The organism is Pseudomonas frederiksbergensis, assembly GCF_001952935.1.
GTDB classification, from domain to species: domain Bacteria; phylum Pseudomonadota; class Gammaproteobacteria; order Pseudomonadales; family Pseudomonadaceae; genus Aquipseudomonas; species Aquipseudomonas frederiksbergensis.
Genome location: NZ_CP018319.1, coordinates 4,962,556 through 4,983,280 on the forward strand (window position 1 = coordinate 4,962,556; position 20,725 = coordinate 4,983,280).

The window sequence follows — 20,725 nt, forward strand, 5'->3', positions numbered from 1 at the left end:
GACACGTTTTCCTAATTCGCAAAACGTGTCGCGCCTTAAATCTCGTTCTCAGGGAGTCAAGCAATGACCCCCGACAACATCATCCAGCTGAACAGCAGCAGGGGATTCACCCGTATGGACAACAGCCTGATGGAGGCTTTGGCTACGGTTGACCTGCCAGCGCGCGAACTGCGCGTTCTCATGGCCATTGCACGGCAGACCATCGGCTATCAACTCGAAACCAAGCGCCTGACCGCCGACGATATCGGCAAGCAGACCAACATGCGCCGAGACGTCACGTCGAAAGCGATCAGTCATCTCCTTGAGCGTCGAATCATCTTCCGGGTAGGGGGAAGCCGAGGTGATATCGGGATTTCCCCTATTCGCGAGTGGTGCTTCTATGAGGAAAAACCTGACCGTCTCACTGAGACCAAAACGTCTCACTCAGCCCAAATCGTCTCACTGAGACCTGATGCGAGTGAGACCAAAACGGCAACTTGCCTTCTTTATACAAAGAAAGAACCCCTATTAACTCTTCCTTCGGAAGAGATTAATCCGCCCCAAGAGCAACCCCAACCGCCGAAGCCTGATCGCAAGGCTCCGTTCGGCATGACTCAGTTGCTGGCCGACAATCCGCACAACGTCCCTGAGCAACTGCTGGCCGACTGGCTGACGCAGCGCAAGGCTAAGCGCGCCGCCGTCACCGCCACCGTCTGGTCAACCGTCAACGCTGAGCTGGCCAAGTGCGTAGAAGCTGGAATCACGGCGCCCGACGCAATCACCGAAGCGCTGACTTCTGGGTGGCAAGGGTTCAAGGCGTCCTGGGTGATCAAGCGTATGGCCGAGTCGGCCCCGGCCCCGGTCGTTAAGTCCCGTCACACCGGCTTCGCTGATCGCAACTACACCGACGGACTGATCCAGCGGGAGGACGGTAGTTATGCGTTCTGAACCGGTACAAACGACTCCTGAGTTTCCACCAGGAACTCGCATCCAGCCCGCCGACTGTGACACCCACGGTGAGTTCGAGCAGAAGATCTTCTCGGTCATCGGCCGCGAGCTGAAGACCGGTTGCCCCGAGTGTTCCCGCAAAGCCCAGGAAGCGACGGATGAGTCCGAGCGCCAGAGTAAGGCGCTGATGCTCCGCATGGCCATGGAGCGCAAGCTTGGCTCGGCGCTGATCCCGAAGCGCTTCGCTGGCAAAACCTTCGAGGGCTACGTGGCCACCACCGCCGAGCAGCACAAGGCCCTGAACACTTGCCGCCGGTACGCTGGTGAGTTCTCGCAGATCGCCGAGTCGGGCCGCTGCCTGTTGCTGCTGGGCAAGCCTGGCACTGGCAAAACGCACCTCTCCGTGGCGATCGCAAACGAGATCATGGCCCGATCGAGCGCCACCGCCGTGTACCGCACTGTCGGTTCGGTCCTGCAATCCATTCGCGCCAGCTACGACCGGACCTGCGAACAGAGTGAAAGCCAGATCCTGTCGAGCCTCATCAGCCCATCACTGCTGATTCTCGATGAGATCGGCGTCAGCAAGGAAAAGCCCAGCGACTTCGAGCTGACCACGCTGTTCGCAATCATCAACGGCCGATACGAGGAACAGCGCCCGACGGTGATCGTTTCGAACTTGGACGCCAAGGCTCTGCCGGCCGCGATCGGCGAGCGGTGTGCGGATCGTCTGAGGGAGGGCGGGGTGATCGTCATTCCGTTCGAGTGGGAATCTCAGCGCGGCAAGGAGGGTTTCTGATGATCCCTAAATCCGCAAACACACTGGCCTGCACCATTGCTGGCTTTTCCATCGGCGTGTTCTGCGTCCTGATCACAATGGCGGTGACGGCATGAGCGATGTGATCAGCAAGCCGCGGCACTTTTGGTCGGCAGGATCCAACCGAATTCGCGAAGTGTTCAAGGTTGCCTACCTCTTCGCTACCGAACTGTCCGCCGCCGGCGCCGTCGAGATCATCGTTCGCCCGGTGAAGTCCCGTCGCACCTTGGAGCAGAACGCCAAGTTGTGGGCAATGCTCGGCGACATTTCCCGCCAAGTGGATTGGCCGGTCAATGGCGTCATGCAGAAGCTCGGCAGCGAGGATTGGAAGGCGCTGATGACCGCAGCAGCCCGTCAAGAGATCCGCATGGCCCAAGGCATCAACGGCGGCGTGGTGATGCTCGGTGAGAGCACCAAGCGCATGACCGTCGGCGAGCTGGGCGACGTGATCGAGTGCATGTACGTCTTCGGTGCAGAGAAGGGAATCACCTGGAGCGAGCCGAAAGGGCAGATGCCAGAGCAATGGGAGGCGGCAGCGTGAACACGAAAATAGAGGTTTGGAAGGACGCACCGGGTCTGTCCGGTCGCTACATGGTTTCTTCATGGGGGCGCGTGAAACGAATTGCCCATAGCTACATAACCCTCACGGGCATCCAGAAAAACCACTCGGAGCGAATCCTTCAGCGGAAGAAAACCGAAGACTACCCTAGGTTTAACTTACAGGAAGATGGGAAGGCGAAGGCTTACCTGGTTCACAGGTTGATCGCGCAAGCATTTGTCCCAAATCCGCACGAATACAGCTGCGTAAATCACATCGACGGCGACAAATCCAATCCGCACCCAGAAAACCTTGAGTGGTGCACGCATCAGCAAAACATGCAGCACGCGATAGAGACGGGCCTGTCGAAATTTTCAGTGCCTGTGATGTGCGCTGATGGCGGGTCAGGCTTTTGGTTTCCGTCCCTCAAGAGCGCGGTAGAGCATACCGGTGTGAGCAAGCCATGCATCTGTGCCGCCGCGAAGAAGAAGCAGAAAACGGCCGGCGGCATGGTTTGGGATTACACCGATTTGCTTAGCAAGGAAGCCGCATGATCGCCAAACAACCCAAGCCGAAGAAGTGCAAGAACCCGGCGTGCGGCATTAGCTTCCCGCCGCAGCGATTGGGTCAGGCCGTGTGCAGTCCCAAGTGTGGTCTGGCCATCAAGGACGTGAATCGAGAGAAGGCGCGTAAGTCGCTGGCCCAGATCGAGCGCAAAGAGATCAAGGTCCGCAAGGAGAAGCTGAAGAGCCGGGCGGAACACCTCAAAGACACGCAGACAGCGTTCAACGCCTGGGTGCGTGAGCGGGATGCCGAGCTGCCGTGCGTCAGCTGCGGCCGCCACCACCAGGGAAAGTACGACGCAGGGCATTACCGGACGGTAGGGAGCAACCCTGCGCTGCGATTCGAGCCGCTGAACTGCCACCGTCAGTGCTCGCCATGCAACACCCAGCTGTCCGGAAACATCGTGAATTACCGCATCGCGCTGGTTAAGCGGATTGGCGCCGAGCAGGTCGACTGGCTGGAAGGCCCGCATGAGCCGAAGAAGTACACCGTCGAAGAGCTGAAGGCGATGACCGCCGACTACCGGGCAAAAACAAGAGAGCTGAAGGGGAGAGCGGCATGACATATCGCAACGTGGTATCCGCAGTAGTCCGGGCGCTCGCCGCCGAAACCATCAACTCCGCCGGCGGCTGCGACTTTGAGCCTAAGGTGCAGTGCGCCAAGCAGAAGGGGGAAATCGTCGGCAAGGAGGCAGCGTTCCTCACCGACTGCTGGGTGTTCGGTCGGCTGCACAAGTCGCTGTCGGCCGCGCACTGGCGTGCCTTGGTCGCGAAGTTCTCGACGCACACAGAGCGTAAGCACGCCGCCATTGCCGAGCTGACGAAGGTCATGCGGTCGCCGGCGCCTGAGCGGTTCCTACATTGCGCCATTGTTACCTGGGCGCTGCCAAAGCTGCCGGGGTCGGACGGGAAGCGCTCGACCAACGTGCTGCCTGCTGGGTGGTACGAGATGGACAACTGGTCCAATGAGCCGCACCCGATCAAGACTCAAGAGCGGTGGCGGAGGGAGATTCGTAAGGCTCTGGAGAGCGGTGTCGACATGGCTCTGGTCGAGGCTCAGCACATACTTGAGCATGAAGGCCTTGTGATGTCAGAAGTTGCTTGACTGGCATTGAGCCAATGAGCCATTATCTACCCATCCTGTCATTCCTGCGCGTAACGAGGCTTGACTAGAAAAGCCCGGCCACTGAGTCGGGCTTTTTTGTGGGCGCTCGGTATATGCTTGCCCTTCATTAATGAATTTCAGGTCGGGCTTCATGAAGAGAAATATTCAAACGGCAAGGAGTGTCCTCTATGCCGTTCAAACGTATTCAAAGCCTGATGGGATTGAAAAATTCCACTTGGAATCCCTTCACAGCAACAATGGCTGCTCGCAGGAAGACTGGGACTACGCCGTTAGGCTGCTGGCTGACAGTCGTTACCTCGTGTTTGACACGGGGTATTTTCGAATGACTTGGGCGGGCCATGACCTGCTTGACTCGCTGAGCTGATAATTCGACAAGTTTTCACGAGCCCCGCCAAGTGCGGGGTTTCTTTTAAGCCCGCCAAGTGCGGGTTTTTTGTTGACCAAATCAGGGCCTCGACATTGATCGAGGCTTTTTCGTTTTCGGCTCCACCACACCCATCGTTCTGAGCTGGGAGTGCTGCTGAGGCTGATTCAATTCACGTCATGCCAACGGAGTCGAGCGCATGGAGTATTTACAGCGCCTGCTCGACAAGATCGACAGGTTTGAATTGCTGATCGCGGGATTGGTCGGCGCCGTCGTTGCCAGTTGGTGGCACAAGGACGATCTGTCGGACTGGCGTGCCTGGATGGTGTTCTTGGTTACCGGTGTCGCATGCTCGTTGTACCTGACGAGTATGGTGAGCACCTACCTGAATGTCACCGAGCCCAAGATCGTGGCTGGCATTGGTTTCTTGCTGGGCACGTTCGGCGGCTCCCTTCTTGCGGCGGTCAATCGCGCTATCAAAGCCGCTGACCTCTGGGCGCTTATCCGCCAGCGGTTCGGCGGAGGTAATCCACCATGAATTACGAACTGATCAACTCCATCGCCTGCGGCCTGATTGCCTTGTGGGCCACCTGGTGTGTGCTGAGCGGGAAGGTGAGGGACGGCATTCTCGGCAAGCTCGTCTACTCGGCGATCGCCATCAGCGGGTTTGTCGTCATGGCTCGCAACCAAACTCTGTTCTTCGGGCCGACCAGCGCCGGATTGACGCTGCATGTGTCTCTGGCCCTGGCTGGCGTTCGCCACATCTTCATGGTCACGTACTGGCAGCCAGTGAAGGCATGGCTCTGCCGCACGTTGAACTGTGAGCACTGCATGTCCTGCGACAAGGTTGGCAAGGCATCAGAGAGAAAGACTCCGTGACTCTTCTTCGGATAGTCCCGATGTGGATGTGGGTCGTCCTGGCTGCGCTGGCATCCATCGGCTACCTCTCGTGGCGGCTCGATAGCGTGAAGGCTGATCGGGAGTTCGTAGCAACTGAGCGGGACACGGCCAATGCCAGGGTGACTTCCCTCGGCAACACGCTGCGCCTGCAACGACAAATCACTGATGACATCAACCGAGTCTCCGACGATGCGAAAGCCAAAGCTGAACACGTTACGGCTGCCGTTGTTATTGCTGATGGCCGCGCTCGCAGCTTGCAGCAGCAAATCACCGACCTCATTGCCGCCCGAAAGTCCTGTACTGCCGAGGTTGCCAGTGGAAGCAAGGCAAGAGCCGACCTTACCGTTCTGCTTGCCGACCTGCGTAGAAGCGCTGACGAAAGAGCGGGAAGCCTGGCAGCAGCGCTTGATCGAAGCCGAATAGCAGGCTTTGCGTGTGAGGCGGCTTACTTGGCCGCACAGAACATCAAGTAGTCCGCGACACGTTTCGCGAATCAGCAAATTGTGTCGCGACATTGGAGTGAGCATGACCAACATCACCCGCCTGCACCACGCATTGCCGCTGAGCCCCGCCATTAACTTGGCTATTACTGAGCTTGATAGCACCATCGCCAAAGCGATTGACGCTGCCAAGGCAGCCGGCCTTCCTCAGGGCTTGGTCGTATCACTCTTGCACGGGCACGCCCAGTTGCAGACGCAGATCATGGTTAGCTGACACAGAATGTTCAGCACGCACGCTTTGAAGGTCTACAGCATTGAGCCGTTCACATTCTGCAGCAGCCTCTAATTGGGTTGGATAGCAGGCTTGCAGTCTGCACTTATCTTGATTGTCATAGAGGTTGAAGCCGATAGCGGCGGTCGTGCAGTAGAAGCGTGACCCGCTGCGCGTTGATCCGGTTTCCTTTGGTACTGCGGGGACAACAACGAATCTTGGAATCATGGCCTTTCCCTGTAGTGCCCATGTGTCAGTGAACTTAAGGAATAGCGGCTACTTGCCACTGTATCAAGTGAGCACCTCGGGAATCCGATGAGCAGCTCGCTGCCACCATTCAGATTCACCAATGTGACTACTGCTCAATCATGCGGTTTAGGAGTGTCGGATGACCGCCAAGGTGCTGGAGTTCAAACGTGAGGGATGGCGTGACACAGTCCGCTCGCTACGCAAGATCGCCGATGACCTGGAATCGGGTGAGCGGGAAGCCTGCTCGGTCGGTGTGATCGGCATGCGCACGGAGAGCGGCCGCATCGATGTGTTCGGGTTTGGCCCAATGGCCGACGATATGCAGTCGCTTGCCCTGTTCCGACTGGGTGAGCAGAAGCTGATTGAAATCATTCTGGAAGACGCAGAGCCGTAAGGATTCCCATGACAACCAAGCAACCCGACTGGGAGCGCATTGAACAGCTCTTCCGGGCTGGCCTGCTCTCGGTGCGTGAGATCGCCTCAGCTTGTAGCGTATCTCACACAGCAATCAACAAGCGGTCGAAGGCTGAAGGCTGGGACCGTGACCTCAACGCCAAGATCAAGGCTAAAGCTGATTCGCTGGTTTCCAAACGGGAGGTTTCCACAAAGGTTTCCACGGAAACGCTGGCAACCGAGCGTGGAATCGTAGAGGCGAATGCAGAGGTCATTGCTGACATCAGGATGGCCCACCGAACGGACATTGGTCGGTCTCGCCGACTGGCCAACAAGCTGCTGGATGAGCTGGAATCGCTCACCGATGAGCAGGGGACGATCAAGTCTCTGATCAAGCAGTTCAAGGAAGGCGATCACGAAGACGGCGAGGCGATGGCGGACATGCTGGCACTGGCCAACAAGATCGGCGCGCTCCCATCCCGGACCAAGACCATGAAGGAGCTGGCCGAGACACTAAAAACGCTGGTTGCCCTGGAGCGCCAAGCCTACGACCTGGACACGAAAGCCGGCAGCAATGATGCCGACGAGCTATCGAACATGATGGACGAACTATCGAAGGAAGCCTGACATGAAGCCCGAGCACTTGAAGCTGCTCCGGGATAAGCGATGGCGCCTGAACAACCTCTACTTCATCACGGATAAGAAGGGCAAGAAGGTCCGCTTCCGGATGACGGACGAGCAGATCGAGTACTTCGATGGGATGCACACTCGGAACATCATCCTGAAGGCTCGGCAGCTCGGCTTCACCACCGAGTGCTGCATCATTCAGCTGGATGCGGCTCTGTTCGAGTCGGCCAAGTGCGCGTTGATCGCTCACACCCTGAACGATGCCAAGCGCCTGTTCCGCGAGAAAGTGAAGTACGCCTATGACAACCTGCCTGCTGAGATACGCGCTGCCAACCCTGCTTCTAACGATGCTGCTGGTGAGCTTGTGTTCAGCAAGGGCGGATCGCTCTACGTGTCCACGTCCTTCCGGGGCGGGACTCTACGGTATCTGCACGTATCCGAGTTCGGGAAGATCTGCGCCAAGTTTCCCCACAAGGCCAGAGAGATCGTCACCGGCGCCTTCGAGGCCGTGGCCACTGACTGCTTCGTCACGATTGAATCGACGGCGGAGGGCCGGGCGGGCTACTTCTTCGATTACTCGCAGAGCGCGGAGCGCCAGCAACTGGCCGGCGTGCCCCTGGGTCTGCTGGATTGGAAGTTCTTCTTTTTCAGTTGGTGGAAGAACAAAGCCTACTGGCTTGACCCTACCGACGTGGTCATCCCGCAGCGCCTGACCGATTACTTCAATGAACTGCAAGCCAAGCACGGGATCGTCACGAACGACGGTCAGCGCGCCTGGTACGCGGCCAAGGAGAAGACACTCGGCGATGACATGAAGCGGGAATACCCATCGATCCCGGTCGAGGCCTTCCAGCAGTCGGTTGAGGGTGCCTATTACGCGCAACAACTGACCAAGCTTTACGCCCAGCAACGCATTGGCGCGATACCGAACAACAGCCACCTGCCGGTGATGACCTTCTGGGACATCGGCGTCGGCGACTCCACGGCCATTTGGTTCGTGCGTCAGGTCGGCACCGAATACCACGTCATTGATTACTACGAGAACTCAGGCGAAGGCCTGCGACATTACATGAAGGTGCTCAAGGACAAGGGCTACATCTATTCCGAACACTGGGGGCCGCACGACATCGACAACCGCGAGTTCGGCAGCGACGCCAAGACTCGCCGCGAACTGGCGCGAGAGGGTTACGACATCGACGGTCAGAAATACAGCATGACGTTCCAGGTGGTCCCGAAGATTGGCATCAACGACGGCATCGAGCAGGTCCGGGAAATCCTCCCGCTTTGCGTGTTCGATGAGTCGAAATGTGAGCAGGGCATCAACTGCATCGAGAACTATCGCAAGGAATGGGACGACAAGCGCGGGTGCTGGAAAGACAAACCTCTGCACGACTGGACGTCTCACGGCTCAGACGGATTCCGGTACTTCGCTGTCGCCAAGAGCGCAAGGAAGCCGGTCAAATCAATCAAAATGGGATACGCCCGATGAGCAACGACGTTTCTTTCAAGCGGCCCGAGTACATCGAAGTACTGGATCGCTGGGCGTCAGTGCGCGACGTGTGCGCCGGTCAGCATCGAGTTGTATGCCGATTGCCCGAGCTGAATGCTCATGACAAGTCGGAAGAGAACAAAGGCCGCAATAAGTCGTACCGCGAACGCGCCGTGTTCAAGAACGCAACCGGTCACACGCGCAACGGCTTGCTCGGCCTGGCCTTCCACAAAGACCCGACGCTCACGGTGCCGAAGAAGCTGGAATATCTGCAGGACAACGCCAACGGATCCGGGGTGAGCATCTACCAGCATTCGCAAGGTACGCTGGAAAAGGTGCTTGAGGCCGGTCGTCACGGCCTGTACGTCGATTACCACCAGGACAAAGGTGTTGGTGGCCATTCGGTGATTCTGTCGTACTGCGCCGAGGACATCATCAATTGGCGCGCCGGAATGGTGAACGGCCACAACGTGCTGACGCTGGTCGTGTTGCGGGAGATGATGGAGGTTGAGGACGGCTTCGGATTCAAGGCTGTTGAGCAGTTCCGCGAACTCGTGCTTGAGGCTGAAGGTTTCGTCTGCCGAGTCTGGCGTCGATCTGGCCCGAGAGGTGGCGGTCCGCTTGAGGTCACCGAGATGTTCACGCCGGAAGGCATTACCGGGCGCCTCAAGGAAATCCCGTTCACCTTCATCGGCGCACAGAACAACGATCCATCTATCGACGAATCGCCGCTGTACGACATCGCAATGATCAACCTTGGGCATTACCGCAACAGCGCTGACTACGAAGACAGCGTCTTCTGGTGCGGGCAGGCTCAGCCATGGATCTCTGGCCTGGATGAGCAGTGGCGCGACCATATGGAGAAAAACGGCGTTTACGTCGGCTCCCGGGCGCCAATGCTGCTTCCCGCAGGCGGTGCCTTTGGTTACGCACAGCCATCGCCGAACACCCTGGTCAAGGAGGCCATGGCCGACAAGAACCAGATGATGATCGAGCTAGGCGCCCGCATGGTTGTCGCATCGCTGGCTGCCAAAACGGCTACCGAGTCCCGCGGTGATCAGTCTGCATCAACATCGGTGCTGGCTGGGTGCGTGGCTAATGTCAGCGAGGCTTACACCCGGGCGATCATGTGGTGCGGTCTTTACATGGGCATCACCGACAAGGTTGCGTACCAGATCAATCAGGAGTTCGTCGAGCTGACGGCTGATCCGCAAATGATCACCGCGCTGGTTGGTCTCTGGCAGAACGGTGGTTTTGCGAAAGCCGATCTGCGCATGTACTTGCGCAAGCTTGGGCTGATAGCTCCTGAGCGGACTGACCTGCAGATCGATGAAGAGATCGACGGCGATGGCGCGGGCTTGAATCTCGACAAGGTGGACAACAATGGCAACGGCACCGGTACTGATTGAAGCGACGATTCGCCACCAAGTCCTGCTCGAGCAATTGAAGTCGGGCGAAGTAGAAAAAATCGCGAAGTACCTGCGCGAAATCGACAAGGTGGTGCGCGACCGGTTGAGTCGTGATGATCTGACAGGTTGGGGTCGGGATCGACTGGAGAAGATGCTTGCAGAGGTCGATGGGCAGATCCTTGCCATCTACGCGCGGTATTCGCGACAGCTCAATAGCGACCTAGTGGATATTGCGGAGTACGAGGCAGCATTCGAGGCGCGAAGCCTGGATCAGGTGCTCGTCAATTACTCTGCTGTTGCCCCGACGCTGCCAGCATTGCGGGCAGCGATCAAGGCCAGGCCGCTGCAGGTGCAAGGCGCTGGTGGCGGCAAGCTACTTGAGCCATTCCTTGAGGATTGGACCGGTACCGAGCGCAGCCGAGTAATTAACTCAATACGCCTCGGCTTCAGTCAGGGCCTAACCAACTTCCAGATCATCCAATCGATTCGCGGAACGAAAGCGGCGAACTACACCGACGGCATCCTGGGGATCAACTCCAGAAACGCGGACGCCATCGTTCGAACCGCTGTTCAGCACGTATCGAACGTGGCGCGCTTCGAGACCTGGAGCGCAAATCGTGACGTTGTGACCGGCTACCGCTGGGTTTCGACTCTCGACAGCCGGACGACTCAGGCTTGCCGGTCGCTTGATGGTCGCGTGTTCAGTATGGGCAATGGTCCGATGCCGCCGGCGCATATCCGCTGCCGGTCCACGACTGTAGCTGAGCTGGATAGCCGTTTCGACTTCCTCAAGGAGGGCGCTACGCGATCCAGCAAGGACGGCTATGTCGATGCCGGGGAAACCTATTACGACTGGCTCGCCAAGCAGCCTGTAACGTTTCAGGACCAGGCCATCGGCAAAGCACGGGGCAAGCTGTTCCGTGATGGCGGGCTTTCCACTGAGCGCTTCTCGGCGCTGCAGCTAGACCGACGATTTAAACCTCTGACACTACAACAGCTGAAGGCGCTGGAGCCTCTGGCGTTCGAGCGAGCAGGGATCTGACGAAAAGCATTCATACCGCCGCCTAAGGGCGGTTTTTTATTGCCTGCAAAGCAGGCAGAACAAACCCAAGGGGTGCATCAAGTGGCAGATGAAAACGAAATCGACCTGGAAAACCCGGCAATCAAGGCCGCTATCGCGACTGCCGCCGAAGCATCCGTTACCGGGCTGAGCAACAAAAACAAGGAGCTGCTGGGAAAACTGAAAGATGCCACCGGCCGCATTACTCAGTTCGAAAGCCAGTTCGAAGGCCTGAACATCGATGCGGTGAAGAGCCTGTTGGCCAAGGCCGGACAGGACGAAGAAACCAAACTGCTGACCGAGGGCAAGATCGACGAGGTCTTCGGCAAGCGCACAGAGCGCCTACGAGGTGACTTCGAAAAACAACTGGCGGGCGAGAAAGCCCGTGCGGACAAGTCCGATGCCTTCGCCAGCAAGTTCCGAGACAAGGTGCTCGGTGACTCCATTCGCGCTGCCGCCATCAAGGCTGGCGCGCTGCCCGAGGCGGCGGACGATCTGATCCTTCGCGCCAAAGGCCAGTTTTCGCTGAATGAAGAAGGCGAAGCAGTCGCTGTCGACAAAGATGGCCAGGCCATCCTCGGCAAAGACGGCAAAACCCCACTGTCTCCTCTGGAGTGGGCTGAATCCTTGCGCGAAAGCGCACCTCATCTGTGGCCAAGGGCTTCAGGGACCAATGCCCCGGGCGGGGGTGGCGGTAATGCCGCATTGAAGCGCTCCGAAATGTCCTCCGTTCAGAAACGTGAATTCCTCACGAAGAACGGCCAGGACGCATACCTGAAACTGCCCAAATAACGGAGTAACACATGGCGACTACCATCAACTCGGACATGATCGTTTATAACGACCTTGCCCAAACCGCCTACCTGGAGCGCATCCAGGATGTCATCGATGTGTTCAACGGCTCGTCCGGCGGCGCAATCGTGCTGGATAACGAACTGATCGAAGGCGACCTGCGCAAGCGTGCTTTCTACAAGCTCGGCGGCGCGATCGCTCACCGTGATGTGAACTCGGTCGCGGCCGTTGTCGGCCAGAAGATCGGCGCCGGCGAAGTGGTCGGCGTTAAGGTGCCGTTCAAATATGGCCCTTACGAAACCACCGAAGAAGCGTTCAAGCGCCGCGCTCGCTCCCCGGAAGAGTTTTCCGAGCTGGTAGGTATGGATTACGCCGACGCAGTGCTGGAAGGCTACATCCAGTACGCCATGGCCGCCTTGAAGGCAGCTATCGGTGCGAACGCCAACATGGTCGCGGCTGCCAGCTTTGCTACTGACGGCAAGAAGGCGCTGACCAAGGGCATGCGTAAGTTCGGCGATCGCTTTGGCCGCATCGCGATGTGGACCATGGACTCGGCGACCTATTTCGACATGGTCGATCAGGCCATCACCGACAAGATCTACGAAGAAGCAGGCGTCGTGATTTACGGTGGCCAGCCAGGCACCATGGGCAAGCCGGTGCTGGTGTCCGACACCATTCCAGCCGACACCATCTTCGGCTTGCAGGCGGGCGCGATCAAAATCACCGAGTCCCAAGCTCCGGGGTTCCGGTCTTACCCGATCAACAACCAGGAAAACTTGGCGATGGGCTTCCGCGCCGAGGGTACATTCAACCTGGACCTGCTCGGCTACAGCTGGGCTGACGCGGTTGGCGGCATCAACCCAAGCCTGGCCGCCATCGGCACCGGTGCCAACTGGACCAAGTACGCGACCAGCGACAAGGTCACTGCCGGCGTTCTGATCAATCTGACCTAACAGTCAGCCCCAAACACGGTGGTTCAGCGATGGGCCGCCTTGGAGGATTTCATGGAACTGACTTACTCTGCGCAGAGAACGGACTTTGATCCGGATACGCGCTACCGTAATCCCGAATACTTCGAGCGACCAGAGTCGGGTGTGACCAAGGTCACCGTGGTAGGCGAGTGGCCCTCAGTGGTTGATGCTTACAAGGCCGCCGAAGTCGAAGTGGTCGTGACCAGGGCATCAAAGGAAAAGAAATCAGCCAAGCCTGATACTAAGGAACTGGCAGGTGCCGGGCCTGAACGTTTGAGTGAAACGGAGTAACACATGCTCATCATTGAAGACGGCACCGGCAAGCCAGATGCTGAATCGTTCGCGACGGCCGAAAGCCTGGCGATGTACGCGGTCAAGTTCGGCCGCACCATCCCGGCAACCGAGCCAGAGCAGGAAGCACTGCTGCGCCGCGCTGCCGTCCAGATGATGGCTTTGACCTGGAAGGGCAATAAGTCGAGCTCGGCCCAGGCATTGCCCTGGCCTCGCCGCGGCGCTCAGGTAGACGGCGAGATCCTTTCGCCGACCTACATTCCGGCACGCATCGAATACGGACAGATGGCGTTGGCAGTTGAGATCTACGCCGACGACATCGACCCTCCATCAAAACGAACCGGCGCAGTGATCCGAGAGCGCGTAGAAGGCGCGGTGGATGTGCAGTATGCAGAGGTCAGTAATAACAGCGGCTATCTGCTGCCCGCCGCACCGGATCGCCCCAGCGCGACCCAGTTCGCCGACTACCTTGCCCGACGAGGGCTGTTCGCCATAAGGGCCTGAGCATGAGCGCTTTCTACGACCGCATGGCCGCCACCGCTTTGCGGTTGATTGAGCGATTTGGCCAGGCCGCAACGCTTTCCGATACGCCCGAACCAGACCCTGATGACTACGACCCAGTGACCGGCACGGGCCCCGTCATTGTGCCTGTCACTCAGTCTGGCCAAGTGATCCTGCTGGACTACACAGTGCAGGAGGCCGGCATCATTAACGCTGCCGGCTCGCTGGTTCAGCAGGGCGACAAGAAGATCATGCTCGCTGCCAAAGGGCTTGCCTGGCCGCCAACGATGACGACCACCATCCTTGTCGACGGCCTGACCTGGACGATCGTCAATATCAAATCCACCAATCCAGCCAGCACGCCGCTGGTCTATGAGCTTCACGGGAGGCGCTGATGAGCTTTGCAGACGACATCAAGCGATTCGCCGCCAAGACCTCGAAGGCGCATGACGAAATCACTCGCGGCACGACCATTGCTCTATTCAATGCGGTGATCAATGACACCCCGGTCGACACCGGGCGCGCTCGCGGCAACTGGCAAACCACAGTAGGGCAGCCGGCCACCAATCAAATTGAAAGGGATGGCGCTTCAGCCTCGATCGCGGAAGCGATAACCAATACTCCCATGGGGGCGGGCCAGGAGACGATGCTGGCAAACAACCTCCCATACATCGTAGACCTTGAAAACGGGACGTCGAAGCAGGCGCCTCAAGGCATGGTCCATCGCAACGTTGACCGTTTCCAGAGGCTGATTGACGAGCAGGCCAGGAAGAACCGCGTATGAGCGAGACCAAAATCAACGGCGCGCTGGTTGCTGCCTATCTGGCGAGCAATCTTTACCCAGCAACTAAGACAGCCTGGGAAGGGAAAGCCTTCACGCCGGTAACCGGCCAAGCCTGGGCTCGACTCACGGATATGCCAACCGGTCGCGAGCCGGCGGCGTTCGGTGGTGTCAACCCAGTTGAGCGCAGTGGTTACCTGCAGATCGATATCTACCACCCGAACAACATCGGTACCGGTCCAATCCTCGCCGACGCCGACAAGGCGCTGAGCTTCTACGCACCCGGGCTCGGCCTCGAATACCAAGGTCAGCGTGTGCACATCCGCAAGGCGGAGCGCTCGAAGATCACGCCCGAGGCTGTCTGGACTGGCGTGAGCATCCTCGTTTATTACACGGCCTGGATCTTCCCGACCGCCTGAGCCAACCCGAGCAATACCCGAACCCCGCCCATTGAGCGGGTTTTTTCGTTTCAGGAGATCCCTAAATGGGCAAGTTAGCCAACGGCTCGGCCGTTCAAGCGTATTACGTCGAAGAGGTTGCGGGAGAGATCCCGGCCACTCCGGCATGGAAACCGATCCGCTTCGTCAGCGAAGGACTGACGCCGAACATCAACCAGATCGATACGGCCGAGATGAACCAAACCCGCCAGCGACCACCAAGCCGTGGCGGCACCTACAGCGTGGCCGGCGACATCGCCGTCGAGCTGTCGTTCTCCAGCTTCGACGACCTGATCCAGGCGGCGATGCAGGGCACCTGGACGGCCAACGTCCTGAAGATCGGCAAGGTTGAGCGCTCGTTCGCCATTATGGAGCGCCACACTGACATCGATGTCGATTACGTGTACCGCGGCTGCCGCGTCAGCACCATGGCGATCAGTTCGCCGCTGAATGCTCCGGTTGGCGTCACGTTCAGCATGATGGGTACTAAGGCGCAGAAGTTCACCGTGCCGGTTGGGTCGACCTACCTGCCTGCTACTGCAACCGACATCATGATCACCACCAACTTGGTGTTGAAAGAAGGCGGAGTCGATGTGGCCTACGCCACCGAATGGAGCGTTAACCTCGATAACGGCATGGAAGCGTTGTTCGCTCTGGGCAGTCGGGAGGCTTTCGACATCTCCAACGGTGTCGCGGTGGTCACCGGCTCCATGAGCGCCTACCTCGTCGATGAGGTGTTGTGGGACAAGGTTCTCGATGAGACCTCGACCTCGCACTCCATCGAACTCAAGGAAGGCGCCGACAGCTACACGATCGATCTGCCGAAGGTCCGATATACCCAGGGCCAGAAGCAAGTCAGCGGCCCTGGTGCAGTGATCCCGCAATACACCGTTAGCGCCGGCTACGACGCAACGCTGGCCACCACCATGATGATCACGCGCACCGGCGTGTAATCCAATCCTCACTCCAAGCCCGCCACTGAGCGGGCTTTCTGTTTTCTGGAGCTAATACCGAATGACCACTAAAGCCGAAAAAGTCGCCGCACCTGTCAAGGCATTCGCTCTGTCCGACTTCTTTACCTTGGGCGCGCTGGAGAAGGGCAAGAAGCTGCCGCTGACCCTGCCGGACGGTACCGAAACCGAATATCACCTGATGGTGCTGGGTGCCGATGCGCCGGCGGCGCGCAAGGCTCTGCTGGAAGCGACCCGCATCCTGCGCGATGAGGGCAAGGAAGGCATGTCGGTCGAAGAAGAAACCGAGATCGCTCAGCGTGCCAATCTGCACTATCGCTCCGCGTTGGCGTTTGACTGGTCGCTGCCCGTGCCGTACTCGAAAGAAGCCATCGCCGAGCTGCTGCTCAACAACCCTGGCCTGTCGAATGATGTTGAGCGCCTGGCGAGCGACCGCGCCCGTTTTTTCGCTCCAGAGTTGAAAGCCTCCTAAGCCACTGGGAAGGGGAGGCCAGGCTCAACAGACCGGTCAAAGGATCGGCTGCCACCACCCGCGATCACCTGACGCGGGTATGGGAGATGACCAAGCACAAGCCTCGGGAGCTGGATATTCCGGCAATGCCCGAGGGTATGGGCTATCTGGCCGGCCTCTTCTGGGAGCTCAAGCGCACCAGCGATCCGTTGACCTGGCAGGAAATGGACGCCTGGACGCGGATGATGGATCGGCAGATCGAGCCGGAAGAGGCCCGGGTGCTGATGAGGATGGACGGCATTCATTGTCGGGTGATGAATGAGGCATGAGCCCCGCGCGCTGGGCTTTTTGCATTAGGGGTAAAGCACCCAGCGCCGCTCGGGCGGACACTGGATGCTAGATTGCAAACTTTTGGGCGTAGTCAAAAACGTGCTGGAGAGTAGCTTCATCGTATTCGTCAGGGCTGACGGATATGAAGTTTTCCACCGACTCGCCTAGCCCTGCGAGTGTATTTCTATTTTCTGGAGAAATGTCTTTGTCCCACGGGAGGTGCTTGAGTAGGGCCTTATGGACAGCATCGAGCGGCCATAAAGCTAAAACGCTAACTACTGCAACTCGCACACGTATATACGCATTGGGGTCATCCGCTGAACACTCCAGCGCTCTGTTCAGTTCCATGGTCAGGTCATTCTGGCTGGGCGCCATATCAAGTCCTTATGATTTAGTGGTGGGGGGTTAGCGAGCACTGGTGACGCTTTAAAAAAGCCCAGGCTGATGCTGGGCTACACTTGGATCGCGGCAGACTGCGGATCAAGAATCTCGAGCAGCATCTGGTCGTGCTCCGCGCGCGTTGCTCTGTAGAACATGCACCGATCCAGAAGGATCCTTTTCATGCTCCGGGCCGAGGCGAGATGCCTGGGCTCGACTGAGATCGTGGCGGTCTTGCCACTTCGTGTCTCGGTCACTTCTAAATGGTATCGCCCAATCAAGCCGTCATCCCGCTTGGTGACTCCAAGGCATTTGAAGGTGTGTGAGAGTTCTGGCACGGCGCTCTCCATTGGCTATAGCTTGTTCAGAAGGTCGGCGAAGGCCCAAAGCAAGGTGCCTACTGAGGCAACGAAAAATTCATGCCTTTGAACTTTCCTGGAGATGCTGCTGCGTATCACGTCGGCTGCATGGGTCAGGCGGCGTCTATGTTCCTTTTCAGATATTTCCTGAATCTGCTGAGCTTTGGTTTCTGAGCAAATTCCGTATAAGTGAGGCAGTCTTTTTACCTGCATTAATACGACTTCGGCAGTGACACCATCTACAAGACCTATGACCTTGTTGATGTACCTATCAAGCGCTCCAGTGACCTGGAACATCATCGCTAGACAAACCAAAAAGGCGCCGAACCTAGCGAGCCACGTCCAATCGTCAAGCCGGATGCTGAGCCAAGTCCCGATTGCCAGCACGACTACCATCAGTAGGTAGCCGGCCACCACATAGTGGGTAGGAATGTGAAATGACTTGTTCGCTACTTCATCGACGGGATTCATGCGTTTACTATCAACCTTTGCATCCGAGCTAGTGGGGCTTGGGTGTTATCGCTCGTAACTCTTAACGATGTTTCCATGTTCGTCGGCAGTTATTGCGTGCTCGCCAGTTTTTTCGTCGTACAAGCGTTCCACCCTTCTGATCCCTTCTTCAGCGGTGGATAGCAGATATCTGAGTTGGCTCAAGGCGAGCACGATGCTCTGGTCTGCCGACTCAATCGAGTTCTCTTTCGCCCATGCTTCGTACGCCTCCTGGTCAAGAATGGCTTGGTCGTGTGAATACGACTCCTCAAGCCGAGCGATGATTTCCGCATTGAGGCTCCGCTTTGCGTGTTTGGCGGATGACTCAAGCATTTCACGAAGCTCTACCGGCATTCTCAGTGAGTAGGGGGGCAGAACGTGACGATCAGACATGGGCAGCTCAATGTATAGGGATGGTTTTGATTGTGGATGTGGATTCACAAAGATTCAAGAATCCACTTGACGTCAAAATAGAGTGACTGCATTATGAATCCACATCAGCGCAGGAGCGAAATCATGCAAGACAAGCTAAGGGCTTCACCATTCCCTCTGCGGTTGGCAGATAGAGTGAAAGAAGAGGTCAAGGGCGAGGCGAGCAAAAATCGCCGCAGTCTGAACGCTGAGATCGGTCTTCTTATCGAGGAGGGACTGAAATGGCGGGAAATGCGGAGCAGCAGACAGGTTCAGGCCTAAAACGAAGAAGCCCCGGCGTGCAGGCCAGGGCTTCAGATGTGAACACTTTGGAGAAGGATCACGAAATGAATAGTACCACAGTGGTTGATATGCGCCAGTTTGTTGCGGTCCGGGATGGCCTGCTTTTCACCACCTCGCAGAATGTCGCCGATGCCTTCGGAAAGTTACATAAAGACGTTCTTCGCAAGATTGACAGCCTGGAGTGCTCGTCCGAATTCACTGAGCGCAATTTTACGCTCAGTGGCTACATCGATGGATCTGGGCGCCGCCTCCCTCAGTGGGACATGACCAAGGACGGCTTCATGTTCCTAGTCATGGGCTTCACTGGAAAAAAGGCTGCAGCTATCAAGGAAGGCTATATCGCCGCCTTCAACGATATGGCAATGCTGCTGGGTAAAAGCGCTCAAGGCATCGTGGGTGAAGTGGTCGCGAACGCGCTCGGCAAAGAAGGAGCGCTCATCTTGAGCAATGTAATGCGCTGCCGGGTCGCCAAGCTAGGTTCGGATCATCAGCGTAGCGCTACAGCCAAGTTGGCATCGGCGCTCCACGCACGATTCAATGTTCCGCGCATCGAACTGATCCCCGCCGACCAAATGGACTCGGCTTGCAACTTCATCGCTGCCTACGCGATTGAAGGCGAGTACCTGGGCAAAGAAACAAAACATCAGCCGAACCTGAGCTTTCCCATTGAAGCGCTGACCGCTCGCCGCGAAAGCATGATGACGATCCGCAACGGCGAGCAGGCCTGGCTTGATGTGACGCTACACGATCTGCGTGACATTCGCGGCGATGAAACCCCTTGTGAAAAGCTTCTGGGTGAGCTGACAAAGGCGGGCCATGACATTGAAGGTTGCTGGTGGGAGCTTCGCACCTATCGCAACAAAGTTCGTGAGCTTGTCAGTTTTGCTACGGGTATGAATCGGGTCATTGAAGATCCTCACCGGTACGCCGTTAAGCCGAGGAATGCAGCATGAATGCGCTGATGACCGTTCCATTTCATGGAGTACAGCTCTATCTGGTTGAGCATGACGGGCAGCCGTTCGTTCCGATGCGCCCATTGGTTGAAGGTATTGGGCTCGACTGGAAAAGCCAGCATGCGAAGCTATCAGCGAATCAGCGCCGCTGGGGGATGGTGAACATCACCACGCCTTCGGCGGGTGGCGCGCAAGAGTCGTCTTGTATCCCGCTTCGAAAGCTACCCGGTTGGCTGTCCAAGCTTGAGCCTAACAAGGTCAAAAAGCCGGAAGTGCGGCAGAAAGTCGAAGAGTTCCAAGACGAATGCGATGACGCCCTCTGGCAGTACTGGAACGACGGTCACGCTGTAAACCCACGATCTCAACAGCCAGCGGCAAACGATTCCGCCGTCGAGTTCGGCAAGCTTGCGCTGGCGCATCTGCCAAACCTCGGTGATACCAGCAAGCAGGCTCTGCTGAGTCATATCAGCGAGCTGGCATTTGGTCAGCGCTTGATTCCACTACCCAAAGTGGAGGAAAGCCTCAAGTTGGCTGGCGAGGTCGGCGAGCTGTTGGGCGTAAGCGCCCAGAAGATCGGACGCCTGGCGAATCATCATGGAATGAAAACGGATCAGTACGGAGAGATCCGGCTTGATAAGTCGAAGTACAGCGACCGACAGTGCGAGACTTTCTTTTATAACTCTGCCGCAGTTGAGCGTTTCAGGGAAATCCTGAAGCCCGAGTAACGGCCGGCCCAAGAGCGTCACCTAATTGCAAAACCATTACCTCGCCTTGGCGGGGTTTTGGTCGTTCCTCCTGATGGTGGTAGATTGCCGCTGTCTAAAGGGAGGATGTGAAATGGAATACCTGATTATTTGGCTCGCAATTGCCGGCGCGTGTGCATATTTCGCAAATCAGAAGGGTAGAAGCGCTTTAGGGTGGTTTGTGATCGGCTTCCTCCTTTCCTTCATCGCCCTGATTATCCTATGGGTGCTCCCACCTGTTGGATTTGATGACGCCAAGAGCCAAGAGATCGCTCGCAAGTTTGGCGTATCGTCGCTATACAGAAAATGCCCGGAGTGCGCAGAGCTCGTTCAGCGAGAGGCAATTAAATGCAAGCACTGCCAGGCCGTTCTGCCAGCAATTAGCGCGTGACCA

The 20,725-nt window shown here is 57.6% G+C and carries 33 protein-coding genes; 29 read left to right on the forward strand and 4 right to left on the reverse strand.

Going from position 1 to position 20,725, the window contains the following annotated elements; all coding sequences use genetic code 11:
• Positions 1-63: 63 nt before the first annotated feature.
• The 10 genes from PFAS1_RS23380 to PFAS1_RS23430 all read left to right on the forward strand — a co-directional run bounded on the left by PFAS1_RS23380 (position 64) and on the right by PFAS1_RS23430 (position 5,946).
• The gene (locus PFAS1_RS23380) at positions 64-927 is read left to right on the forward strand and encodes a replication protein (RefSeq protein WP_076030697.1); all 864 of its coding nucleotides are present in this window, start codon (positions 64-66) and stop codon (positions 925-927) included.
• Positions 917-1,723: an ATP-binding protein gene (locus tag PFAS1_RS23385; RefSeq protein ID WP_076030698.1), complete on the forward strand. Its 807-nt coding sequence runs from the start codon at positions 917-919 to the stop codon at positions 1,721-1,723. The genes PFAS1_RS23380 and PFAS1_RS23385 overlap by 11 nt, the downstream gene beginning before the upstream one ends.
• A 91-nt stretch (positions 1,724-1,814) precedes the next feature.
• Positions 1,815-2,282 (forward strand): recombination protein NinB, encoded by a 468-nt coding sequence (locus tag PFAS1_RS23390; RefSeq protein ID WP_076030699.1) that lies wholly within the window; start codon positions 1,815-1,817, stop codon positions 2,280-2,282.
• Complete coding sequence (locus PFAS1_RS23395) at positions 2,279-2,833, forward strand: NUMOD4 motif-containing HNH endonuclease (protein WP_198044924.1); 555 nt, start codon at positions 2,279-2,281, stop codon at positions 2,831-2,833. Before PFAS1_RS23390 ends, PFAS1_RS23395 begins: the two co-directional genes overlap by 4 nt.
• Entirely contained in the window at positions 2,830-3,405 is a 576-nt protein-coding gene (locus PFAS1_RS23400; RefSeq protein ID WP_076030701.1) for a recombination protein NinG, read from the forward strand. The genes PFAS1_RS23395 and PFAS1_RS23400 overlap by 4 nt, the downstream gene beginning before the upstream one ends.
• On the forward strand, positions 3,402-3,947 hold the full coding sequence (locus PFAS1_RS23405; protein WP_076030702.1) for a hypothetical protein: 546 nt from the start codon (positions 3,402-3,404) through the stop codon (positions 3,945-3,947). The genes PFAS1_RS23400 and PFAS1_RS23405 overlap by 4 nt, the downstream gene beginning before the upstream one ends.
• 584 nt (positions 3,948-4,531) lie before the next feature.
• Positions 4,532-4,870 carry an MFS transporter gene (locus PFAS1_RS23415; RefSeq protein ID WP_076030704.1) on the forward strand — a complete coding sequence of 113 codons (339 nt, stop codon included), beginning with the start codon at positions 4,532-4,534 and terminating at the stop codon, positions 4,868-4,870.
• On the forward strand, positions 4,867-5,211 hold the full coding sequence (locus PFAS1_RS23420; RefSeq protein ID WP_076030705.1) for a hypothetical protein: 345 nt from the start codon (positions 4,867-4,869) through the stop codon (positions 5,209-5,211). The genes PFAS1_RS23415 and PFAS1_RS23420 overlap by 4 nt, the downstream gene beginning before the upstream one ends.
• Positions 5,212-5,231: 20 nt before the next feature.
• A complete protein-coding gene (locus PFAS1_RS23425; RefSeq protein WP_076030706.1) occupies positions 5,232-5,705 on the forward strand; it encodes a DUF2514 family protein in 474 nt (157 codons plus the stop codon).
• A 52-nt stretch (positions 5,706-5,757) separates the two neighbouring features.
• Entirely contained in the window at positions 5,758-5,946 is a 189-nt protein-coding gene (locus PFAS1_RS23430; protein ID WP_076030707.1) for a hypothetical protein, read from the forward strand.
• Here PFAS1_RS23430 and PFAS1_RS30455 read toward each other — a convergent pair.
• Positions 5,896-6,171: a hypothetical protein gene (locus tag PFAS1_RS30455; protein ID WP_083671759.1), complete on the reverse strand. Its 276-nt coding sequence runs from the start codon at positions 6,169-6,171 to the stop codon at positions 5,896-5,898. The genes PFAS1_RS23430 and PFAS1_RS30455 overlap by 51 nt on opposite strands.
• A 160-nt stretch (positions 6,172-6,331) precedes the next feature.
• Between PFAS1_RS30455 and PFAS1_RS23440 the strand changes: the two genes are divergently transcribed.
• The 15 genes from PFAS1_RS23440 to PFAS1_RS23510 all read left to right on the forward strand — a co-directional run bounded on the left by PFAS1_RS23440 (position 6,332) and on the right by PFAS1_RS23510 (position 16,694).
• The gene (locus PFAS1_RS23440; RefSeq protein ID WP_076030708.1) at positions 6,332-6,586 is read left to right on the forward strand and encodes a hypothetical protein; all 255 of its coding nucleotides are present in this window, start codon (positions 6,332-6,334) and stop codon (positions 6,584-6,586) included.
• 8 nt (positions 6,587-6,594) lie between these two features.
• A complete protein-coding gene (locus tag PFAS1_RS23445; RefSeq protein WP_076030709.1) occupies positions 6,595-7,212 on the forward strand; it encodes a hypothetical protein in 618 nt (205 codons plus the stop codon).
• A 1-nt stretch (position 7,213) separates the two neighbouring features.
• A complete protein-coding gene (locus PFAS1_RS23450; RefSeq protein WP_076030710.1) occupies positions 7,214-8,701 on the forward strand; it encodes a terminase in 1,488 nt (495 codons plus the stop codon).
• Positions 8,698-10,110 (forward strand): DUF4055 domain-containing protein, encoded by a 1,413-nt coding sequence (locus tag PFAS1_RS23455; RefSeq protein WP_076030711.1) that lies wholly within the window; start codon positions 8,698-8,700, stop codon positions 10,108-10,110. Before PFAS1_RS23450 ends, PFAS1_RS23455 begins: the two co-directional genes overlap by 4 nt.
• On the forward strand, positions 10,085-11,152 hold the full coding sequence (locus tag PFAS1_RS23460; protein ID WP_076030712.1) for a minor capsid protein: 1,068 nt from the start codon (positions 10,085-10,087) through the stop codon (positions 11,150-11,152). The genes PFAS1_RS23455 and PFAS1_RS23460 overlap by 26 nt, the downstream gene beginning before the upstream one ends.
• 81 nt (positions 11,153-11,233) lie before the next feature.
• Positions 11,234-11,962: a hypothetical protein gene (locus tag PFAS1_RS23465; protein WP_076031584.1), complete on the forward strand. Its 729-nt coding sequence runs from the start codon at positions 11,234-11,236 to the stop codon at positions 11,960-11,962.
• Between the two features lie 11 nt (positions 11,963-11,973).
• The gene (locus PFAS1_RS23470) at positions 11,974-12,915 is read left to right on the forward strand and encodes a major capsid protein (RefSeq protein WP_076030713.1); all 942 of its coding nucleotides are present in this window, start codon (positions 11,974-11,976) and stop codon (positions 12,913-12,915) included.
• Positions 12,916-12,966: 51 nt separating this feature from the next.
• Entirely contained in the window at positions 12,967-13,224 is a 258-nt protein-coding gene (locus PFAS1_RS23475; protein ID WP_076030714.1) for a hypothetical protein, read from the forward strand.
• Between the two features lie 3 nt (positions 13,225-13,227).
• Positions 13,228-13,728 carry a DnaT-like ssDNA-binding protein gene (locus tag PFAS1_RS23480; RefSeq protein WP_076030715.1) on the forward strand — a complete coding sequence of 167 codons (501 nt, stop codon included), beginning with the start codon at positions 13,228-13,230 and terminating at the stop codon, positions 13,726-13,728.
• A 2-nt stretch (positions 13,729-13,730) separates the two neighbouring features.
• Positions 13,731-14,120: a hypothetical protein gene (locus PFAS1_RS23485; protein WP_076030716.1), complete on the forward strand. Its 390-nt coding sequence runs from the start codon at positions 13,731-13,733 to the stop codon at positions 14,118-14,120.
• A complete protein-coding gene (locus PFAS1_RS23490) occupies positions 14,120-14,509 on the forward strand; it encodes a hypothetical protein (RefSeq protein ID WP_076030717.1) in 390 nt (129 codons plus the stop codon). Before PFAS1_RS23485 ends, PFAS1_RS23490 begins: the two co-directional genes overlap by 1 nt.
• Positions 14,506-14,925, forward strand: a complete 420-nt coding sequence (locus PFAS1_RS23495) for a phage tail terminator-like protein (RefSeq protein WP_076030718.1) — start codon at positions 14,506-14,508, stop codon at positions 14,923-14,925. The genes PFAS1_RS23490 and PFAS1_RS23495 overlap by 4 nt, the downstream gene beginning before the upstream one ends.
• Before the next feature lie 65 nt (positions 14,926-14,990).
• Complete coding sequence (locus PFAS1_RS23500) at positions 14,991-15,896, forward strand: phage tail tube protein (RefSeq protein WP_076030719.1); 906 nt, start codon at positions 14,991-14,993, stop codon at positions 15,894-15,896.
• A 61-nt stretch (positions 15,897-15,957) separates the two neighbouring features.
• The gene (locus PFAS1_RS23505; RefSeq protein WP_076030720.1) at positions 15,958-16,386 is read left to right on the forward strand and encodes an Ntn hydrolase family protein; all 429 of its coding nucleotides are present in this window, start codon (positions 15,958-15,960) and stop codon (positions 16,384-16,386) included.
• 86 nt (positions 16,387-16,472) lie between these two features.
• Positions 16,473-16,694, forward strand: coding sequence for a phage tail assembly chaperone (locus PFAS1_RS23510; protein WP_156886748.1), 222 nt, complete (start codon positions 16,473-16,475; stop codon positions 16,692-16,694).
• 67 nt (positions 16,695-16,761) lie between these two features.
• Here the strand turns inward: PFAS1_RS23510 and PFAS1_RS23515 are convergent, their stop codons facing one another.
• The 3 genes from PFAS1_RS23515 to PFAS1_RS23530 all read right to left on the reverse strand — a co-directional run bounded on the left by PFAS1_RS23515 (position 16,762) and on the right by PFAS1_RS23530 (position 18,314).
• Complete coding sequence (locus PFAS1_RS23515) at positions 16,762-17,070, reverse strand: hypothetical protein (protein WP_076030722.1); 309 nt, start codon at positions 17,068-17,070, stop codon at positions 16,762-16,764.
• Positions 17,071-17,426: 356 nt separating this feature from the next.
• On the reverse strand, positions 17,427-17,903 hold the full coding sequence (locus PFAS1_RS23525; protein ID WP_076030724.1) for a hypothetical protein: 477 nt from the start codon (positions 17,901-17,903) through the stop codon (positions 17,427-17,429).
• A 45-nt stretch (positions 17,904-17,948) separates the two neighbouring features.
• Positions 17,949-18,314, reverse strand: coding sequence for an Arc family DNA-binding protein (locus PFAS1_RS23530; RefSeq protein WP_076030725.1), 366 nt, complete (start codon positions 18,312-18,314; stop codon positions 17,949-17,951).
• A 123-nt stretch (positions 18,315-18,437) separates the two neighbouring features.
• Here PFAS1_RS23530 and PFAS1_RS29345 point away from each other — a divergent pair, with 123 nt between their 5' ends.
• From PFAS1_RS29345 to PFAS1_RS23545, 4 genes are all read left to right on the forward strand, one after another.
• Positions 18,438-18,614, forward strand: coding sequence for an Arc family DNA-binding protein (locus PFAS1_RS29345; protein WP_198044925.1), 177 nt, complete (start codon positions 18,438-18,440; stop codon positions 18,612-18,614).
• Between the two features lie 65 nt (positions 18,615-18,679).
• Positions 18,680-19,588, forward strand: coding sequence for a Rha family transcriptional regulator (locus PFAS1_RS29790; RefSeq protein ID WP_198044926.1), 909 nt, complete (start codon positions 18,680-18,682; stop codon positions 19,586-19,588).
• A complete protein-coding gene (locus tag PFAS1_RS23540; protein ID WP_076030726.1) occupies positions 19,585-20,313 on the forward strand; it encodes a phage antirepressor N-terminal domain-containing protein in 729 nt (242 codons plus the stop codon). Before PFAS1_RS29790 ends, PFAS1_RS23540 begins: the two co-directional genes overlap by 4 nt.
• Before the next feature lie 112 nt (positions 20,314-20,425).
• Positions 20,426-20,722: a zinc ribbon domain-containing protein gene (locus PFAS1_RS23545; protein WP_076030727.1), complete on the forward strand. Its 297-nt coding sequence runs from the start codon at positions 20,426-20,428 to the stop codon at positions 20,720-20,722.
• Positions 20,723-20,725 lie beyond the last annotated feature (3 nt).

Bases quoted from the DNA above. Each gene is read 5' to 3' on its own strand.
- PFAS1_RS23490 (WP_076030717.1), top strand. From the start codon at position 14,120: ATGAGCTTTGCAGACGACATCAAGCGATTCGCCGCCAAGACCTCGAAG.
- PFAS1_RS23420 (WP_076030705.1), top strand. From the start codon at position 4,867: ATGAATTACGAACTGATCAACTCCATCGCCTGCGGCCTGATTGCCTTG.
- PFAS1_RS23425 (WP_076030706.1), top strand. From the start codon at position 5,232: ATGTGGATGTGGGTCGTCCTGGCTGCGCTGGCATCCATCGGCTACCTC.
- PFAS1_RS23485 (WP_076030716.1), top strand. From the start codon at position 13,731: ATGAGCGCTTTCTACGACCGCATGGCCGCCACCGCTTTGCGGTTGATT.
- PFAS1_RS23440 (WP_076030708.1), top strand. From the start codon at position 6,332: ATGACCGCCAAGGTGCTGGAGTTCAAACGTGAGGGATGGCGTGACACA.
- PFAS1_RS23400 (WP_076030701.1), top strand. From the start codon at position 2,830: ATGATCGCCAAACAACCCAAGCCGAAGAAGTGCAAGAACCCGGCGTGC.
- PFAS1_RS23450 (WP_076030710.1), top strand. From the start codon at position 7,214: ATGAAGCCCGAGCACTTGAAGCTGCTCCGGGATAAGCGATGGCGCCTG.
- PFAS1_RS29345 (WP_198044925.1), top strand. From the start codon at position 18,438: ATGCAAGACAAGCTAAGGGCTTCACCATTCCCTCTGCGGTTGGCAGAT.
- PFAS1_RS23505 (WP_076030720.1), top strand. From the start codon at position 15,958: ATGACCACTAAAGCCGAAAAAGTCGCCGCACCTGTCAAGGCATTCGCT.
- PFAS1_RS23515 (WP_076030722.1), bottom strand. From the start codon at position 17,070: ATGGCGCCCAGCCAGAATGACCTGACCATGGAACTGAACAGAGCGCTG.
- PFAS1_RS23545 (WP_076030727.1), top strand. From the start codon at position 20,426: ATGGAATACCTGATTATTTGGCTCGCAATTGCCGGCGCGTGTGCATAT.
- PFAS1_RS23405 (WP_076030702.1), top strand. From the start codon at position 3,402: ATGACATATCGCAACGTGGTATCCGCAGTAGTCCGGGCGCTCGCCGCC.
- PFAS1_RS23525 (WP_076030724.1), bottom strand. From the start codon at position 17,903: ATGAATCCCGTCGATGAAGTAGCGAACAAGTCATTTCACATTCCTACC.
- PFAS1_RS23430 (WP_076030707.1), top strand. From the start codon at position 5,758: ATGACCAACATCACCCGCCTGCACCACGCATTGCCGCTGAGCCCCGCC.
- PFAS1_RS23385 (WP_076030698.1), top strand. From the start codon at position 917: ATGCGTTCTGAACCGGTACAAACGACTCCTGAGTTTCCACCAGGAACT.
- PFAS1_RS23475 (WP_076030714.1), top strand. From the start codon at position 12,967: ATGGAACTGACTTACTCTGCGCAGAGAACGGACTTTGATCCGGATACG.
- PFAS1_RS23445 (WP_076030709.1), top strand. From the start codon at position 6,595: ATGACAACCAAGCAACCCGACTGGGAGCGCATTGAACAGCTCTTCCGG.
- PFAS1_RS29790 (WP_198044926.1), top strand. From the start codon at position 18,680: ATGAATAGTACCACAGTGGTTGATATGCGCCAGTTTGTTGCGGTCCGG.
- PFAS1_RS23510 (WP_156886748.1), top strand. From the start codon at position 16,473: ATGACCAAGCACAAGCCTCGGGAGCTGGATATTCCGGCAATGCCCGAG.
- PFAS1_RS23380 (WP_076030697.1), top strand. From the start codon at position 64: ATGACCCCCGACAACATCATCCAGCTGAACAGCAGCAGGGGATTCACC.
- PFAS1_RS23460 (WP_076030712.1), top strand. From the start codon at position 10,085: ATGGCAACGGCACCGGTACTGATTGAAGCGACGATTCGCCACCAAGTC.
- PFAS1_RS23455 (WP_076030711.1), top strand. From the start codon at position 8,698: ATGAGCAACGACGTTTCTTTCAAGCGGCCCGAGTACATCGAAGTACTG.
- PFAS1_RS23495 (WP_076030718.1), top strand. From the start codon at position 14,506: ATGAGCGAGACCAAAATCAACGGCGCGCTGGTTGCTGCCTATCTGGCG.
- PFAS1_RS23415 (WP_076030704.1), top strand. From the start codon at position 4,532: ATGGAGTATTTACAGCGCCTGCTCGACAAGATCGACAGGTTTGAATTG.
- PFAS1_RS23470 (WP_076030713.1), top strand. From the start codon at position 11,974: ATGGCGACTACCATCAACTCGGACATGATCGTTTATAACGACCTTGCC.
- PFAS1_RS23540 (WP_076030726.1), top strand. From the start codon at position 19,585: ATGAATGCGCTGATGACCGTTCCATTTCATGGAGTACAGCTCTATCTG.
- PFAS1_RS23500 (WP_076030719.1), top strand. From the start codon at position 14,991: ATGGGCAAGTTAGCCAACGGCTCGGCCGTTCAAGCGTATTACGTCGAA.
- PFAS1_RS23390 (WP_076030699.1), top strand. From the start codon at position 1,815: ATGAGCGATGTGATCAGCAAGCCGCGGCACTTTTGGTCGGCAGGATCC.
- PFAS1_RS30455 (WP_083671759.1), bottom strand. From the start codon at position 6,171: ATGATTCCAAGATTCGTTGTTGTCCCCGCAGTACCAAAGGAAACCGGA.
- PFAS1_RS23480 (WP_076030715.1), top strand. From the start codon at position 13,228: ATGCTCATCATTGAAGACGGCACCGGCAAGCCAGATGCTGAATCGTTC.
- PFAS1_RS23530 (WP_076030725.1), bottom strand. From the start codon at position 18,314: ATGTCTGATCGTCACGTTCTGCCCCCCTACTCACTGAGAATGCCGGTA.